We start from the raw sequence: 16,073 nt of genomic DNA, 5'->3' as shown, positions 1-16,073 counted from the left end.
GTACTCAGGCGGGCAGCGCTTCGCGCGCCGGGACCGTTGCGGCGGCCGGCCCGTCGTCGTGCACCACGATCCGGTTGCGGCCGTCCAGCTTGGCGCGGTACAGCGCGGCATCGGCGCGCGCGCTGAGCAGGGCCAGCGTCTCGCCGGGGCGCAAGCACGCCACGCCGCCGCTGATGGTGTAGCGGACCATCGTGCCGTGCTCTCCGATATGAACCGCGTGCTGCTCCGCACCTGCGCGGATGCGTTCCGCCAAGCGCACGGCATCGGCGACGCGCGTGGCCGGCAGGACGACGGCAAACTCCTCGCCGCCGAGCCGGCCCAGGCCATCGGTGACGCGGACCTGCGCGCCCGCCAGGCTGGCGAAGCCCTTCAGGACGGCATCCCCCGCAGCGTGCCCGTAGGTGTCATTGACGCCCTTGAAGCGATCGATGTCGATGATGAGAAGTGCCGGCGGGATTCCACCGCGGGCCGTCGCTGCAAGCACGCGGCTGGCCATATCCTCCCACGCCTTGCGCGACATCACGCCGGTCAGCCCGTCGGTATTGGCGATGGCCTCGAGCTTGCGCACCATGGTGTCGTGGATCATCAGCACCGCGCCCATGGTCAGGGCCGGCATGACCAGGGCGCCCAGCGTCAGGAAAAAGGTGTTGAGGCCGAGAGACTGCAGGCTGTAGGGATCGCCCATCAGCGAGAACGCCGACAGCAGTCCGCGCACGGTGTGGCAGGCAGCAAAGAAGAGCGCAAAGCCAGCGGTGGTCAGGTGATAGCCGCCGGCACGGCCATGCGGGCGCCAGCGGATCAGCGTGAGGCCCGTCAGCGCGCACAGCACCGCGTGAAAGGCGGAGACCGCGACCACCCGCGTGGTGAAGACATCGAAGACATAGCGCCAGACCACCACCACACCCATGGTGGCCAGCAGGCCCGCGGCCAGCCTGCCCCAGCGTGGCTCGCCGCCACAGAAGCGCACGCAACCGGCATAGAACAGCGCCAGCGCACCGGCCAGGGCGGCGTTTGCCATGACCAGCGAGAAAATGTCGTTGACATAGCCACGCAGCGCGAACAGCACCAGCGAGAGGGTGACCACCAGGTTCGCGTTGCACCAGTCGGGCACGCCGGGCAGCCCGCAGCGGCGCAGTGACCAGACGATGGCCAGCATCATGGCGCTCAGGGCCGCGGTGATGACAAGCAGCGCGGTAGGGACGGACATCAGTGGAAATCCAGGTGCGGGCCCGCAGGAAGGCCAATCCGCCATGATACGGCGTACGGGAAGGCCGGCCCTCCAGTCCACCACGCCCGCCGTGGCGCGTCGCCGTGTTGGGGTGGCCGGTCAGACGCCGAAACGTCCGCGGTCAGTCGCCGGGCCGGGCGGAGGTCGGGCTGTCGGGATCCCGAAACGGTTCGGCGCGCAGGGCCGGGTCATGCTTCAGCAGCCAGCGCGCGGCGACCAGTAACGCAACCAGGAAGGCGACCATATAGGCGCCCAGCGACGTAACGTATTCCATGTCTGACCCCTTCTGGATCCGGCTCTAAGGCTCTAAGCCTCTAAGGCTCTATGACCGGTCAAGAGGACATTATGAAAAACAGAGCCTAACCCCACATCACCTGATTGGGGGTTGTCCCTACCAGGGTGGGGATCGGTTGCCGAATCAATGCCGACTGCCGCGGCGGCGGACTTTGTCGGCGTACATGGCGGCGTCCGCCTCGGCCATCAGGGTGTCGATGCCGGCATGACGCTGAGCGTCGAACATGACCCTGCCGACGGAATACCCAAGCGCATAGCCGAGCGAATTGGCGGCGTTCCAGCGCCCGACACCATCGCGCAACTGGGCCAGCGCGGCGTCCTCGTCGGCCGGGCTGGAGCCGCTCACCAGTACCGCGAATTCGTCGCCGCCGATACGCGCGGCCACGCCGCATTGCCGGAATGCGTCGCGCAACTGGCCGCCGAAGGCCGTCAGCGCGCGGTCGCCTTCGGCATGGCCGAAGCGGTCGTTGACGGGCTTGAAGCCGTCCATGTCGAAGTACAGCAGCGTGACGGGCCGGTCCTGGCGCGCACACGTGGCGAGCGCCTGCTGCCCCATGGACGAAAAGCCGCGCCGGTTCGACAGGCCGGTCAGATCATCCATGCCGGCGAGTTGGACTGCCGCCAGCTCTTGCTCCGCCATCTGCGCCAGGTCGTGGAGCAGCGCGCAGTCCTCTGTGCCGAACTCGCGCGGGCGGGTATCGATCAGGCACAGCGTGCCGAGCCGGGCGCCGTTGCCCGCGGCGAGCGGACGTCCGGCATAGAAGCGGATCATCGGCTCGCCGGTGACCAGCGGGTTGTCATGGAAGCGGTCGTCCAGCCGTGCGTCGGGTACCAGCAGGATGTCGTCGCTGACAATGGCGTGGCCGCAGAACGATGTGCTGCGCGGCGCTTCGCGGTCCGGCAGGCCGTCGCACGACTTGAACCATTGCCGGTTGGCGTCGACAAGACTCACCACCGCAATGGGCACCCCGAACAGGCGCCGCGCGAGCCGTGTCAGGCGGTCGAAGCGCTCTTCGGGAGCGGTGTCGAGGATCTCGAGGGACTTCAGCGTAGCAAGCCGAAGCGGTTCGTTGGCAGGAATCGGCGGAGGAAGCATGCGGCCGATTCTACGAAAAATCGAGGATGCACGGCGCCATGAATCGTCTGCCGTAACGACCCTAATTCTTCGAATTGACGAGCCACCCGATCAGCGCTGGCATTTGCCGGGCGCCCCCGTGGCTGAGTTCAGGACTGGACGGCGATCACATGCGCCTGTAACCGGCCCGCGACAGGCCCCGTCCCGAATTCCTGCGCGAGGGCTTGCTCCGAGGCCTCGGTAGCGCGCTGCAAGGCATCGGAACCTCGGGATTCCAGGTCCGCACGCAGCGGCGTCCCCTGGCAGTAGGCCACCGCCACGATGTGCGCGGAAGCGGCCGTCCCTGTGACCGCCAGTGTCTCGAACGCTGGTTCCGACCGGAAGCCACCTTGCTGCAGGTGCGCGGCGATCTCGGCTTGCCGGTAGTAGCCGTGCGGGATGCGCGCCATGAAATCGGGCGGCGAATCGGGGAACAGTCCGGCCAGCGCCCGGGTGACGGTATGCGCGAAGTGGTTATCCTCGATGCGGTCCCAAACGTTGAACAGCAGCGTGCCACCCGGCGCCAGCACGCGGCGCGCTTCGGCGAATGCCGCGCCCTTGTCCGGAAAGAACATGGCGCCGAACTGGCAGACAACGAGATTGAAACGCCCGTCATCAAACGGCAACTGCATGGCATCTGCGGTCTGCCAGCTCACCGTGCGGCTGGTGCCCACGGCCTGAGCCCGCGCCAGCATGGGCGGGTTCAGGTCCGTGGCGACGATCTCCGCGTCTGCGTGCAGTGTTTGGGCCAGTTCTCGCGTCAGGGCGCCCGTGCCGGCTGCGATTTCCAGCACGCTGGCCGGCCGAAGGGCGGCGGCCCGGCGTGCCAGGTCAGCGGCATACGGCGCAAAGATCATCGGCACGAGGTAGCGCTCATAAAGCTCGGGGATGGCGCCCGTGAAGGCCTTGTCGCTGCTGCCGGGTTGCTGCATGGCGGTCTCTCCTCACGCCGGACAGAAAGGCCGGCGACACCGTTCATGCTAGGCGGAGTGGGGCGCCACCCTCAAGTTACCTCGATCTGCCCGTTCATCGACTCGTGCCCCGAGCCGCAGAAGATGTCGCACAGGAACAGGTGCGACCCCGCGGCGGCGGCATTGATGGGCACTTCCACGGTCTTGCCCGGCGGCAGGTCGACGCGGATGCCGAGATCGGGCACGCTGAAACCCATCACCACGTCGAGTGCCGTCAGTGCAAGGATCACCGACTCGTTCTTGTGCAGGGCAATGCGGTCCGGTGTAAAGACAAAGCGGCGCGCCGTGACGGCGATGCGCCGCGGCACGGCGGCCGAGGCCGTCCAGAACGGCGCCGTGGCCGCCATGGCCGCGAGCCACACCAGATGGCGCCGGCGATCGGGAAGGAAGGGACGTTCCTGGATCATGATTGTTCTCCGGGCTGGCCGTGCTCAGGCGATGACGGGCTTTTCTTCCAGGGCCAGCCGCGGCGGAGCTTGCCGGGCTGCCACCTGGCGCCATCCCAGACCCCGGTACGGGTGTTCGGCATCCCATGGCACCGGCTGGCGCAGCGGCTGCGATGCCGGCGCCGGCAGCGGAAACATCAGCGAGCGTGCGGCGTGATGGGCGATCTGGCCGGTCTGGTGATGGTGTTCCTGATGGATATGGCCATAGAACACGGTGACATTGCTGTAAGGGTCCAGGCGCTTCAGGACGTCGGCGCCGTCGCGCGTGGCCCAGTCCCATTGCGGATAGAGATCGAACAGGGGCCGGTGCGTGAAAACCACGATCGGCGCTTCGCGAGGCAGGCGCGCCAGGTCCGAGGCCAGCCAGTCGATCTGCGCCGCCCCGACGCGGCCGGCGGGATCGGATACGTTGTCGAGCGCGACGAAATGCACGCCCTGGTGGTCGAAGCTGTAATGCGTCGGGCCGAAGATCTCCTGGAACGCCTCGCCGCGGTCGAGGCTGGCATCGTGTTCGCCGGGCATCAGGTAGCGCGTCTTGACCTGGAGCGTGTCGATCTGCGCTTTCACTTCGCGCATGCGGCGGCGCCGCTCGTCGGGGTCGTCGGTGGTGTGGGTCAGGTCGCCCGTGAAGACGATGAAATCCGGCGGCGCGGGCAGCGCGTTGACCGCTGCGATGGCCTTCGGCAGCGTGCCGCGCGCGTCCGGATTGGGCGGTCCCTGGAAGCCCCAGTGCAGGTCGGACAGCTGCACGAAGTAGAAATCCTTGCCGGGCGAGGCGGCCCAGCCCGGCAGCGCCGAGGCGAGCACGGCGCCGCCGGCCGCGGCGGCAAGACGCAGGAAATCGCGGCGATCGGGCGAAGGTATGGCTGACATAGTGTTCTCCTGTGGGCGTACCGGTGGAGGCCGGTTGCCTGTCTTACCGGGAGGCGACCACTTTTATTCCGGCGAAAGAGCTGGCGGCCAGCTGGCGGCACGGCATTGCCGCGACAGCGGAATAAACTGGAGCGGACGCCGGTAAACACGACGTGCGGAGGCCCTGAGCGTGCTCCGTCCGATCAAGCCAAAGGAGTGCCGTGAACGCCGCTGACGAGCGCCGCCGGTTTGCCGAGCTGGTCCTGCCGCACCTCGATGCGGCCTACAACCTCGCGCGATGGCTGAGCGGCAGCGCGGCCGAAGCGGAAGACGTGGTGCAGGAGGCGCTACTGCGCGCCTACACCTACTTTGGCAGCTATCACGGCGACCGGCCGCGGCCCTGGCTGCTTGCCATCGTGCGCAACACGTGGTTCTCCGCCTGGAACCGCGACCAGCCGTCGCGCGATGCCGCGTCGTACGAAGACGGCGTCGATGCTGCCCAGGCCTGGCCCGGCTGGCAGGACGCCGCCGACCGCGAGCCGCTGTGCTGCCTCCTGCGTGCGGAAGACGTTCGTCTCGTGCATGAAGCGCTCGCGCGCTTGTCCGCGCCGCTGCGCGAAGTGATCGTGCTGCGCGAGCTGGAGGACATGTGTTACCGCGACATCGCTCAGGTTGCCGCGATTCCGCTTGGCACAGTCATGTCGCGCCTTGCGCGCGCACGGCAGGCACTCGCGGCGGCGGTGAGTGCGCTGCGCGTCGAGCGGGCCGGACAGCCCTCAGGCGGCGTGGCAAGGGTCGATGGCCTGGCAGGAACGGCCGGGGAGGTGGGCAATGGACTGCAATGAAGCACGGCTGCTGCTGCATGCCAGCGCGGACGGCGAACTCGGCCCGGGCGAACTGGCGCGGCTGGGTCCGCACCTGGCGTCCTGCCCGGTCTGCGCTGCGGAGATCGCCCGCATCCAGGCGCTGCGCAACGCGGTTCGCGAAGGCGCTACCTATCATCGCGCGGACGGCGAGTTGCGGGCCCGGCTGCTGGCCAGCCTGCCCACGCCGCCGCAGCAATCCACCAGGGATAAATGGGCTGGCTTCGGCAAGTGGCTCGCCTGGAGCACTCCCGCACGCGCGGGCCTGGCGTTGGCGATGGTGGTTGCCGTGGCCCTCGGCATCGGGCAACTGGCCAGCTACCGGTACAACGCGGACATCGTGGCCCGCGAACTGGTGGCGAGCCATGTACGGGCGTTGCTGTCGGGCCGCGCCATGGACGTCGCATCGCTGGACCAGCACACCGTCAAGCCGTGGTTCAACGGGCGGCTTGACTATGCGCCCGTGGTGCGCGACCTGACCGCGCAGGGTTTCGTGCTGGCCGGAGGCAGGCTCGATTACGTGGACGGGCGCCCGGTGGCCGTGCTGGTCTACCGGCGCAACCGGCATCCCGTCGACATCTTCGTTTTCGTTCCGGGGCAGGCAGGCTTGCCGCCCAAGGTATCGGGATCGCGGCAGGGCTACCAGCTCGAAAGCTGGGATGCCGACGGCATGCGTTTCCTGGCCATCACGGATGCATCTGCCGACGACCTGCGAACGCTGCGGCGGACGTGGCAGGCAGGCCCGCCCGCAGCCACGCCCTAACCATAGCGACGCTAGACGGCTTGCCAGCGGCCGTCTGTTTCCACCGCCTTGCCGTCGGCGACAAGCTTGAGCAGGTGCGCATGCAGCGAGCGCTGGGCGACCGGGTACATGCGCTCCGGCACGTCGTCATAGACGCGTGGCAGCAGCGCCTCGATCGGGGCCGGGCCAAGATCGCGCAGCGCGCTGAGCACCTTGGCTTCGCGGTGCAGGCGGTGGCGCACAAGCAGGCGGATGGCCTCTTGCGGACGGGTGATCAGGAAGCCGTGGCCCGGCGCCAGCCATTCGAGGTCCTCTTCCTGCAACGCGGCCAGTGAATCCAGATAAGCGCGCATATCGCCGTCGGGCGGAGAGATGACGACCGTCGAGCCCTGCATGACGTGGTCGCCGGTGAAGAGCGTCTTCTCTTCCTCGAGCAGGAAACACAGGTGGTTGGACGCATGGCCCGGCGTATGGAGTACGCGCAGCGTGCAGTCGTCGCCGATGGCGATGCGCTCGCCCTGCTGCAGGTCGCGGGCCGGCGCAAAGGCGATGTCCTGCCATTGCGTGGCCGGCGCGGCGCGGCCCAGCACGGTGGCGCCTGTGGCCGCCTGCAGCGCGGGCGCGGCGGGCGAATGGTCCATGTGCGTGTGCGTGGCCAGGATCCAGCGGATCGGGCCCGGCGCGGCGGCGAGCACGGCCTGCACATGCGCGGCATCGTCAGGGCCCGGATCGATCACGGCCCATTCATTGCGCGCACCGCCACCGACCAGATAGGTATTGGTGCCCGGCCCGGTCATGACGCTGCCGTTGTTGGCCGTGACACGCCAGACGCGTTCGGACAGCTGCACCGGCTCGCCTGGGGCCAGTTCATAGCGCGCGTGCGTCTTGCCTTCCGGGTCGATCCGGCCGATCTCGGCATAGCACGATTCGTTGGGCATGACGGGGCGGACGCCCGCCGCGCCCTTGGCCAGCCGGGGCATGATGCACGCGATGTCGCGCAGCAGCGAGGTGCTGGCGAAGCATTCCTGTGCCGTTGCAAAATGCGCGATCGACTGCAGCGTGCGGCGCGTGACATGCATCATCGGCAGGCCGCTGGCCGGGTCCGCGGCTTCGCCGGGACGGATCCAGCGGTGCTCGACGATTTCCATGCCATCGTGGACGGCGATCTGGCCGGCAGGCGCAATCGCGACAAAGAAGCGCGTGTCGAAGCGCTTGGGCAGGCCCGGCGGCGTGAGCCAGTAGCTGTGGTAGGCCAGGCGGTCGGATGCCAGGCGCAGGCCCAGTTCGGCGCATGCGTGTGCCAGACCCGGGCCACCGCGCTGTACGGCCTGGCGCAGGAAATCGAGTTGGGCGTCATCGAGATGGCCAGGGGCCAACAGGTCGCCGTTGCGATGGTAGGCCAGTAGCAGGCCCGCCTCCTCGAAGCATTCGCGGACGGCGGCCAGGTAGAAGTCGAGGCCGTTGGACGGCAGGTTCAGGCGCTGGCTGGCGGCGGTGTCGTCGAGGCCGGCAGCATGAATGTGCAGCGCCTTGTCCTGTTCCGGGTCGAGCGTGCCGCCCGGGAACACGAAGGCGCCGCTGCTGCGGTCGTTGGCGCGCTCGACGCGCCGCACCAGCAGGACTTCCATGCCCTGCGGACCGTCGCGCACCACCAGCAGGCTGGCGGCAGCGCGCAGGGACTTGGAGGGACTGGCAGGTCGGTTCGTGGTTGTCTCTGTCGTTGTCATTGTGTCAGCGCGCGGAGGCAGGGCCGCGCGGCAGTGTGTGGCTGAACCGGTCTGGTGCCGGCGTGGGTACGACGTTTCGTGCAGCGTTCTGCGCTGCGCTTCTTCATTCTTCGGCCCATAGTGTAGCGGCGATGAGGGGTTCGCTCTGCTTCGGGGATCTCCGCAGGCGGTGGCGCAGTGCACAATAGTGCCTTTGGCATTTCCTGCCGAAAGACCTACTCTGATTGCTGTACTGCACATGACGAAGGAGGATGTTCCTTGTCCCGAGCCTCGTACCTTTGCCTGGCCTTCGCTTTGCTGCTGACCGCATGCGAAACGCCGCCGCAGCAGGCGACCAGGCCAGTGTCGCGCCCGCCCGCCGAGCCCAGGATCGCGCCGCGCGTGGCGATCGACGCCTGCGAGCAGGCCGTCACCGCCAACGTCAGGAAGGGGCACCCCGAGCCCGGCAGCCTCTTCATTCTGGAAGACCGCGAGCAGGTTTACCAGCGCCCGGGCGGCATGGCGATGGTGACGGGCGAGGGCACCTTCGAGCCCGACAGCAGCCAGGCCTCGATCGGCTTCCGCTTCACCTGCCTCTACAACGGACGCACCGCCCGCGCGGACGACGTACAGCTGCGCTACTGAGCGCTGCGCGCTGAAATCATCGCTGCAAGCTGTTGCAAGAGGCAGACAGTCTGATGGCGGCGCGGCCCGTAAGGCGCCGATTCGTACGCTTCCCCTCGAAGCCCTTCTTCAGAGGAATTGACACGCACCCGGCGGTGCGGACATGATTCGGACGTAATAGATGCGCCTCCGGGGCAACATGGCACCATGCCACCTGCAGACCCCGTATAAATGGCCGCAAAAAAACAGATCAGGGAAACGGGGTCATGAATCCATCCATCCGCCAACTGGCCGGCATCGCGGCACTTGCCGTGCTGCTGAGCGCCTGCTCCACCACGCCTGAACCGGTGACGGCCCCTGTTGCCGTCGTGCAACCGCCGTCGAACCAGGCAATGAAGGCGCTGTCCGCCGAAGTCTTTACCTATGCCTATCCGCTGGTGCTGATGGACGTAACGCGCGAGCTCATGAGCCTGCGCACGCCCCCCAACACCTTCAGCCACAAGCGTACCTTCCCGGACGCGACCTTCACGGACGTGGTCACGCCGAACGCCGACACGCTGTACTCGTCGGCCTGGCTCGACCTGTCCAAGGAGCCGGTGGTGCTATCCGTGCCCGATACCCGCGGCCGCTACTACCTGATGCCGTTGATGGATGCGTGGACCAATGTCTTCGCCTCGCCCGGCAAGCGCACCACGGGTACGCAGCGCGGCAACTTCGTGATCACGGGCCCGGGCTGGGAAGGGCCGCTGCCCAAGGGCATGAAGCAGATCAAGTCGCCTACGGCCATGGTCTGGCTGATTGGCCGCACCCAGGCCAACGGCAAGAAGGATTTCCCGGTCGTGCACCGCCTGCAGGACCAGTACCGCCTCACGCCGCTGTCCGCATGGCAGATGGGCGTACGCGCGGCGCCTGAAAAGCCCGCACCGCGCTCGGCGACGCTGGACACGCAGTCGCCGCCGGTCGAGCAAGTGGCGGCCATGGACGCGCAGGCCTTCTTCAGCCGCTTTGCCAGCCTGCTGCCGGCCAATCCGCCCGCCGAGGCCGACGCCGCCATGATCGAGAAGATCCGCCGCATGGGGCTGAAACCGGGCGTGCCGTTCAAGACCACGGTCATGGAACCGGCCACCGCGCGTGCCGTGCAGGAAGGTGCCACCGCAGCGCTGCAGGCGATTGCCGCCACGGCCCGCAAGGGCAACGCCGATGCGGGCAATGGCTGGGTCATGCACCGCGACCTCGGCAATTACGGTACCAACTATGGCCGCCGTGCGGTCACGGCCATGGTCGGGCTTGGCGCCAACCTGCCGGAAGACGCGATTTACGCCTCCACCCGGACCGATGCCTCCGGCAAGGCGCTGCAGGGCAGCACAAGCTACGTCCTGCATTTCGCCAAGGACCAGTTGCCGCCTGCCAGGGCGTTCTGGTCGCTGTCGCTGTACAACCAGCGTCAGGCGTTCGTCGACAACCCGATCGGCCGCTATGCGATCGGCAGCCGCGACCGCCTGCGCTACAACCGCGATGGCTCGCTGGACATCTACATCCAGCATGCGCGCCCCGAACGCGGCAAGATGGCCAACTGGCTGCCTGCGCCGCCCGACGGGCTCAACATGACCCTGCGTGCGTACTGGCCGGAGCAGGCGCTGCTCGATGGCTCGTGGATGCCGCCTCCGGTTGAGCGGGCGAATTGAGGCGGGTTATCGTTCTTGGCAGACGCTGCTGTTTCGCCGGCGTAGCCGGCGACCTACTTTTGCCCGAGCGGCAAAAGTAGGCAAAAACGCGTCAAGAGGTTGCCCCAAAGGGGCGAATTTTTATCGTAGTGTGCCAGGGGTGTTGTACGGGTATAGGCTTCAGAGTTCTTCACGCTGCCTGCCGCGTGGGGCACCACGGTGGTCAGAATTACAGCGCTGATTGAACGAGCCCTGCAAGCGTCTGTGGCCCCTGCTACTACCGGTATCGTGTAATCGCCTTCGGCTGCGCTACGCGCAGAGCTCAAGTCTGAGCACGCAGGCCCAAGGCAAACCACGCCTCGGTGAAGATGCCCACGCGACATGCGCGAATTAAAGAGAGGAAATGGACCTCGGGCGTCCACGACGCTGATGAGCTTGCACCCCAACTACGACGTGCGCGCAGCGCAGCCGAAGGCGTCCCACCACTGACCTGATTGAAACGCTGTACCCGAGTCCGTCTTGGGGATCGTCCAAAAGCCGTGCCGCGCCAGGCACAGGTTCTGACTCACATGGCGTAGCAGGTTGGAACGGCCGACCACCATCGCAGGCGTCCAAAGCCGTTTGAACCCCTGCCACCGTGGAATTGATGGCCAGCGGCAACGACGCGCTTTTCTGCCTACTCTTTTGTCGCTCGGACAAAAGAGTAGGTCGCCGGCTACGCCGGCGAAACAGCGGCGCCCGCCAAGAGCGACACCTCGGCCTCAACCAGAACCCGCCGGCCATGCCGGCGAAACAGCGCCGCCAGCCAAGAACGACACCCCCTCAATTTCGACCTTCTGTCTTGCCATAACCGCAGCAATCCATCAAAACTTGTACCGCACCCCAGCATAGAGTGCCCGCCCGGTCCCGGGATAGAACACCGCCGTGTTGGCAGTACGCGCATCGGTAACCGTACTGAAATCGCTCACATAACGCTTGTTGCCAAGATTGCGCGCATCAAGGAACACCGTCAGGCCTTGCTTGAAATCGTAGCTAGCCTGCACGCCGAACAGCACATACGACGGCACCTTGAGCGTGTTCGCGTAGTCGACGTAGGCGCCGGTCGGCACCCAGTCGATGGTGCCTGCGATGCGCAGCCCTGACGCCTGGCTGTAGGCCAGCGTGGTACGCAGCACGTGCTCGGGCACGCCCGCGATGCGGTTATTCCCATACTGCGGGTCGTTGTCGAAGCGGAAATCGCTGTAGTTCCAGAGTTGCGACAGCGTGACCTTGTCGGCCGTGGTAGCGACGTTCTGCAGCAGGTCGGCGCTCAGGCCCAGCTCAACGCCCTGCAACGTAGTGCGGTTGGCATTGAATGTGGCAGCCGGCACGTTGGGATTGGTCGTGTACTGCAGCAGCTGGTCACGCACCAGCGAGCGGTACAGCGTGAGATCCCACCCGAGCCGCTCGCGCCGTCCGCGTGTGCCGAGTTCCAGCGTCCAGCCATGCTGGGCGGAAAGCGGCACAAACTGGGTCGTGGTGCTGATGGTCTGGTTCAGGTCGCTGAAGTCCGGCACATCGGCACTGCGTGTGATGTCGGCAAACGCCTGAATGTCCTTGGCCGGCTCCCAAAGCACGCCGAACTTCGGGTTCACGCCGCTGTACGTGGTGTCGTCGGACTTTGGCACCGGATTGGTTGGCAGGCCGCCATAGTCCGTGTAGCGGCGCTGGTTGTAGTAGGCCTTGGCGCCAGCCATCACCGCCACGGTGGGCAGGACGTAGAGGCGATCTTCGAAGTAAGCCTCGTAGTTGTAGGCATCCTGCCGGGAATTGAGCGTCTGTGCGCCGCGGTCGCCCGAGACGTTTACGTACTGGCGCGCATCGTTGTTGCCGCCAAAGAACCTTGCGCCGGCGATGAGCTGGTTGCGCATGCCGCCAATGGTCTGCGTGCCCGTGTAGCGCGGCGCGAAGCCATAGGTCCAGTAGTCCTGGTCGATAACCTGGAAGATCGGGTGGTACAGGTTCTTGTGGATCACCCACGTGGAAAAGTCGAGCTGGCCGCTGTCGAGCTTCACCGTGGTGACGTTGGCCAGCCGCTCGGTGCGCGTATTGCGCGCCTGGTCGCCGGCGAGCGCGCTGGCAGAGGCCTTGGTCGGGTTGTTCAGCGCGTCCTGCAGCGACAGCGTGCCGGGCAGCAACTGGTCGACGACATAGGCGCCGACGTAGAAACGCGTCTCGACGGTCGGGCTGAAGCGATAGCCGAAGTTGGCGTTGAGCTGTTCGTACTGGCCGCGCTCATGGTCGCGGTAGCCTTCCGAGTGGTCAACGCTCAGGTTGGCCATGAAATCGAAGTTGCCGTTCTGGCGCGAGACCTGGCCGGCCGCGCGGACCGTGCCGAAGCTGCCGCCGTCGACGCGCACCTGGTTTGGCGCTTCGGCGGTGAACGCTGTGGGCGTGGTGAAGTTGATCGCGCCGCCCAACGTCGTGCTGCCATAGGCCAGGCCATTGCCGCCCTTGTAGACTTCCGCTGCGTTCAGGCCGATCGGGTCGATCTGGTAGAAGTCGCCGCTGCCGTCGGCGAAATTGGTGGGCACGCCGTCCTGCAGGATTTCCAGTCCCCGCGTGTGGAAACCGCGCGCGATGCCGGAGCCGCGGATGGACAGGCGCAATTCCTGGCCGTAGCGCTCCTGTACGTAAACGCCCGGTGCATCCTTCAAAACGTCGCGCAGGTTGCTGGCGTAGGTATTGGCGTAGCTCTCGGCGTCGACGAAGCCGACCGAACCGGCCGACTGGTACAGCGATTCCCGTTGCTTGGCGACGCCTGGCACGGTCAGCGAGCCTTCGGCTTTGGCCGTGGCGGTGACGGTCGGCAGTGTCACAGGTTCCGGCCCCGTAGCGGGGGCGGTCTGCGCGATGGCAGCGCCCGTCAATGCGGCGGCTGGCAGCGCCGCGGCGCGCCGCCACTGTCTGGCTCGTTTCATGATTTCCCTTTGCCGGCACATCGGCGCCCCATTTTGGCAGGGGCCGGTGCTCTGAGTGTAATTCGATCGCCGGCTAGGATACGGAGCGCAGCACGCCGCGGCTATGTGACACAGCGCCGCACGGGCGGCGCGCAGGTCACAGGCCGGGGCTGCCCTCAGGCGGCGCGGGTGCTGCAGGCGCAATCGGCGCCGTGCCGATGTGCCGCTTGCGACGCCTGCGGGCGTGCCACGCGCTTCCACGTCAACGTGTCCTGACCCGCCAGGCGCCCGCGCAGCTTGCGCGCGGCCGACACCATATTGGCCAGGGCGGCCTCGGTCTCATCCCAGCCGCGGGTCTTCAGGCCGCAGTCCGGGTTGACCCACAGGCGCTGCGGCGGCACGACCTCGCAGGCGCGGTCCAGCAGCTTTTCCATCGCTTCCACCGACGGCACGCGCGGCGAGTGGATGTCATAGACACCCGGGCCGATCTCGTTCGGATAGTCGAAATCACCGAAGCCTTCGAGCAGTTCCATGGCCGAGCGCGACGTCTCGATGGTGATCACGTCCGCATCCATGGCCGCGATCGACGGCAGGATGTCGTTGAACTCGGCATAGCACATATGGGTGTGGATCTGGGTCTGGTCCGCCACGCCCGCGGCCGACAGCCGGAACGCATTGACGGCCCACGCCAGGTAGGCGTCCCAGTCCGCGCGACGCAGCGGCAAGCCTTCACGCAGCGCCGGCTCGTCGATCTGGATCACGCGGATGCCGGCCTGTTCCAGGTCGCATACCTCGTCGCGGATGGCCAGTGCAAGCTGGCGGGCGGTGTCGGCACGCGGCTGGTCGTCGCGTACGAACGACCATTGCAGCATCGTCACCGGGCCGGTCAGCATGCCCTTCATCGGGCGCTCGGTCAGCGACTGGGCATAGCGCGCGGTGTCCACGGTCATCGGCTCGGGACGGTACACGTCGCCGTAGATCACAGGCGGCTTGACGCAGCGCGAACCGTAGCTCTGCACCCAGCCGTTCTCGGTGAATGCATAGCCGCACAGTTGCTCGCCGAAGTATTCGACCATGTCGTTGCGCTCGGCTTCGCCGTGCACCAGCACGTCCAGCCCCAGCGCTTCCTGCTTGCGTACGGCCAGTTCGATTTCGCCTCGGATGCGCTGCAGGTAGTCGAGCGCGCCGAGATCCCCGCGCTTGTAGGCCGCGCGGGTCTGGCGGATAGCGGCGGTCTGCGGGAACGAACCGATGGTCGTGGTGGGGAGCAGCGGCAGTTGCAGGGCCTCGCGCTGGCGTTCGATGCGGACATCGAACGCGCTGTCGCGCTCGGCCATGTCAGGCGTCACCGCAGCCAGCCGCTGTTGCACACGCGGATTGACCACGCGGCGCGATTGGCGGCGCGACGCCTGCACGGCATCGGAAGCCTCGAGTTGCGCGGCCACGGCCGTCTCGCCCTGGTTCAGCGCCGTGGCCAGCACACGCAGTTCGCCGAGCTTTTCGGTGGCAAAGGCCAGCCAGGACTTCAGCTCGGCGTCGAGCTTGACTTCATGCTCGAGCGATACGGGCACATGCAGCAGCGAGCACGACGGCGCCAGCCACAGCCGATCGCCGAGCTCGGCATGCAGCGGCTTCAGCGTATCGAGTGCGCGGCGCAGGTCGGTGCGCCAGATGTTGCGGCCGTCGATCACGCCAACGGACAGCACGGCATCGGCCGGCAGTGCCTGGCGCCATGCATCGAGCTGCGCCGGCGCGCGCACCACGTCGATATGGAAGCCCTGCACCGGCAGTGCGACGGCACGCGCGGTATGGTCGGCGGCGCTGTCAAAGTAGGTGGCCAGCAGCAGTTTCACGCCGGACTGGGCCAAGGTCGCGTAGGCCTGGTCATAGGCGTCGAGCCAGGCCGCGTCGAGATCGAGGCTCAGCGCGGGCTCGTCAATCTGCACCCACTCGATGCCACGGGCCTTCAGGCGGGAAAGAATGCGCTGGTAGGCGTGAGCGAGTTGCGGCAGCAGCGACAGCTTGTCAAAACCCGTCTCGTGCGTTTTGGACAGCCACAGGTAGGTCACGGGCCCGATCAGTACCGGCCGCGCCTTCAGGCCGAGCGCCAGCGCTTCTTCGAGTTCGTCGAAGAACCAGTCGGGGCCGCCGTCGAAGCGCGTGGCCGAGTCCAGCTCCGGCACCAGGTAGTGGTAGTTCGTGTCGAACCACTTGGTCATTTCCATGGCGGGCTGTTCGCGATTGCCGCGTGCGAGCTCGAAATACTGGGCCAGCGTCAGCGCGGCCGGGTCGAAGCCGAAGCGGCGCGGCAGCGCACCGAGCAGCGCCGTCAGGCTCAGCACCTGGTCGTAGTACGCGAAGTCGCCGGTGGCAACAGTGTCCACGCCGCTGTTGGCCTGCAGTTGCCAGTGGCGGCTGCGCAGGGTGGCGGCCACGGCGCGCAGGTCTGCTTCCGTGCTTTCGCCGCGCCAGAAGGATTCCTGCGCGAATTTCAGTTCACGACGAGCGCCGATGCGCGGAAAGCCGAGGATGTGTGTGCGTGCCACGAAGAGGCTCCAAAAGGTCTTGTCTGGCGCACAGTGTCGGTTTCGACGTAGAATGAATCAAGCGACAAGTTTTAAACAAAGTAT

General features: G+C 66.8%; 13 protein-coding genes. 4 read left to right on the top strand and 9 right to left on the bottom strand.

What is annotated here, in order from left to right:
- Nucleotides 1–4: 4 nt before the first annotated feature.
- The 6 genes from KHO41_RS19060 to KHO41_RS19035 form a co-directional block, all read right to left on the bottom strand.
- Nucleotides 5–1,207: a GGDEF domain-containing protein gene (locus tag KHO41_RS19060; protein WP_211954844.1), complete on the bottom strand. Its 1,203-nt coding sequence runs from the start codon at nucleotides 1,205–1,207 to the stop codon at nucleotides 5–7.
- Between the two features lie 142 nt (nucleotides 1,208–1,349).
- Entirely contained in the window at nucleotides 1,350–1,502 is a 153-nt protein-coding gene (locus KHO41_RS19055; protein WP_211954843.1) for a hypothetical protein, read from the bottom strand.
- Between the two features lie 144 nt (nucleotides 1,503–1,646).
- Complete coding sequence (locus KHO41_RS19050; RefSeq protein ID WP_211954842.1) at nucleotides 1,647–2,618, bottom strand: GGDEF domain-containing protein; 972 nt, start codon at nucleotides 2,616–2,618, stop codon at nucleotides 1,647–1,649.
- A 128-nt stretch (nucleotides 2,619–2,746) separates the two neighbouring features.
- Nucleotides 2,747–3,568 (bottom strand): class I SAM-dependent methyltransferase, encoded by an 822-nt coding sequence (locus tag KHO41_RS19045; protein WP_211954841.1) that lies wholly within the window; start codon nucleotides 3,566–3,568, stop codon nucleotides 2,747–2,749.
- 71 nt (nucleotides 3,569–3,639) lie between these two features.
- On the bottom strand, nucleotides 3,640–4,014 hold the full coding sequence (locus KHO41_RS19040; RefSeq protein WP_211954840.1) for a cupredoxin domain-containing protein: 375 nt from the start codon (nucleotides 4,012–4,014) through the stop codon (nucleotides 3,640–3,642).
- Between the two features lie 24 nt (nucleotides 4,015–4,038).
- Nucleotides 4,039–4,926 carry a metallophosphoesterase family protein gene (locus KHO41_RS19035; RefSeq protein ID WP_211954839.1) on the bottom strand — a complete coding sequence of 296 codons (888 nt, stop codon included), beginning with the start codon at nucleotides 4,924–4,926 and terminating at the stop codon, nucleotides 4,039–4,041.
- Nucleotides 4,927–5,126: 200 nt separating this feature from the next.
- Between KHO41_RS19035 and KHO41_RS19030 the strand changes: the two genes are divergently transcribed.
- Nucleotides 5,127–5,750 carry an RNA polymerase sigma factor gene (locus KHO41_RS19030; RefSeq protein ID WP_211954838.1) on the top strand — a complete coding sequence of 208 codons (624 nt, stop codon included), beginning with the start codon at nucleotides 5,127–5,129 and terminating at the stop codon, nucleotides 5,748–5,750.
- Nucleotides 5,737–6,531 carry an anti-sigma factor family protein gene (locus tag KHO41_RS19025; RefSeq protein WP_211954837.1) on the top strand — a complete coding sequence of 265 codons (795 nt, stop codon included), beginning with the start codon at nucleotides 5,737–5,739 and terminating at the stop codon, nucleotides 6,529–6,531. The genes KHO41_RS19030 and KHO41_RS19025 overlap by 14 nt, the downstream gene beginning before the upstream one ends.
- 11 nt (nucleotides 6,532–6,542) lie before the next feature.
- Here the strand turns inward: KHO41_RS19025 and KHO41_RS19020 are convergent, their stop codons facing one another.
- Nucleotides 6,543–8,237, bottom strand: coding sequence for an MBL fold metallo-hydrolase (locus tag KHO41_RS19020; RefSeq protein ID WP_211954836.1), 1,695 nt, complete (start codon nucleotides 8,235–8,237; stop codon nucleotides 6,543–6,545).
- A 258-nt stretch (nucleotides 8,238–8,495) separates the two neighbouring features.
- Here KHO41_RS19020 and KHO41_RS19015 point away from each other — a divergent pair, with 258 nt between their 5' ends.
- Nucleotides 8,496–8,861, top strand: coding sequence for a short-chain fatty acid transporter (locus KHO41_RS19015; protein WP_211954835.1), 366 nt, complete (start codon nucleotides 8,496–8,498; stop codon nucleotides 8,859–8,861).
- 245 nt (nucleotides 8,862–9,106) lie between these two features.
- On the top strand, nucleotides 9,107–10,525 hold the full coding sequence (locus KHO41_RS19010; protein ID WP_211954834.1) for a DUF1254 domain-containing protein: 1,419 nt from the start codon (nucleotides 9,107–9,109) through the stop codon (nucleotides 10,523–10,525).
- Between the two features lie 842 nt (nucleotides 10,526–11,367).
- Here KHO41_RS19010 and KHO41_RS19005 read toward each other — a convergent pair.
- Nucleotides 11,368–13,464 (bottom strand): TonB-dependent receptor family protein, encoded by a 2,097-nt coding sequence (locus KHO41_RS19005; RefSeq protein WP_211954833.1) that lies wholly within the window; start codon nucleotides 13,462–13,464, stop codon nucleotides 11,368–11,370.
- 155 nt (nucleotides 13,465–13,619) lie between these two features.
- Nucleotides 13,620–15,989 carry a 5-methyltetrahydropteroyltriglutamate--homocysteine S-methyltransferase gene (gene metE / locus KHO41_RS19000; protein ID WP_211954832.1) on the bottom strand — a complete coding sequence of 790 codons (2,370 nt, stop codon included), beginning with the start codon at nucleotides 15,987–15,989 and terminating at the stop codon, nucleotides 13,620–13,622.
- Between the last annotated feature and the right edge of the window lie 84 nt (nucleotides 15,990–16,073).

The organism is Cupriavidus numazuensis (assembly GCF_905397435.1).
Lineage (GTDB): Bacteria > Pseudomonadota > Gammaproteobacteria > Burkholderiales > Burkholderiaceae > Cupriavidus > Cupriavidus numazuensis.
The sequence above is the reverse complement of the archived record's forward strand: the minus strand, read 5'-3'. Positions and strand labels throughout refer to the sequence as shown.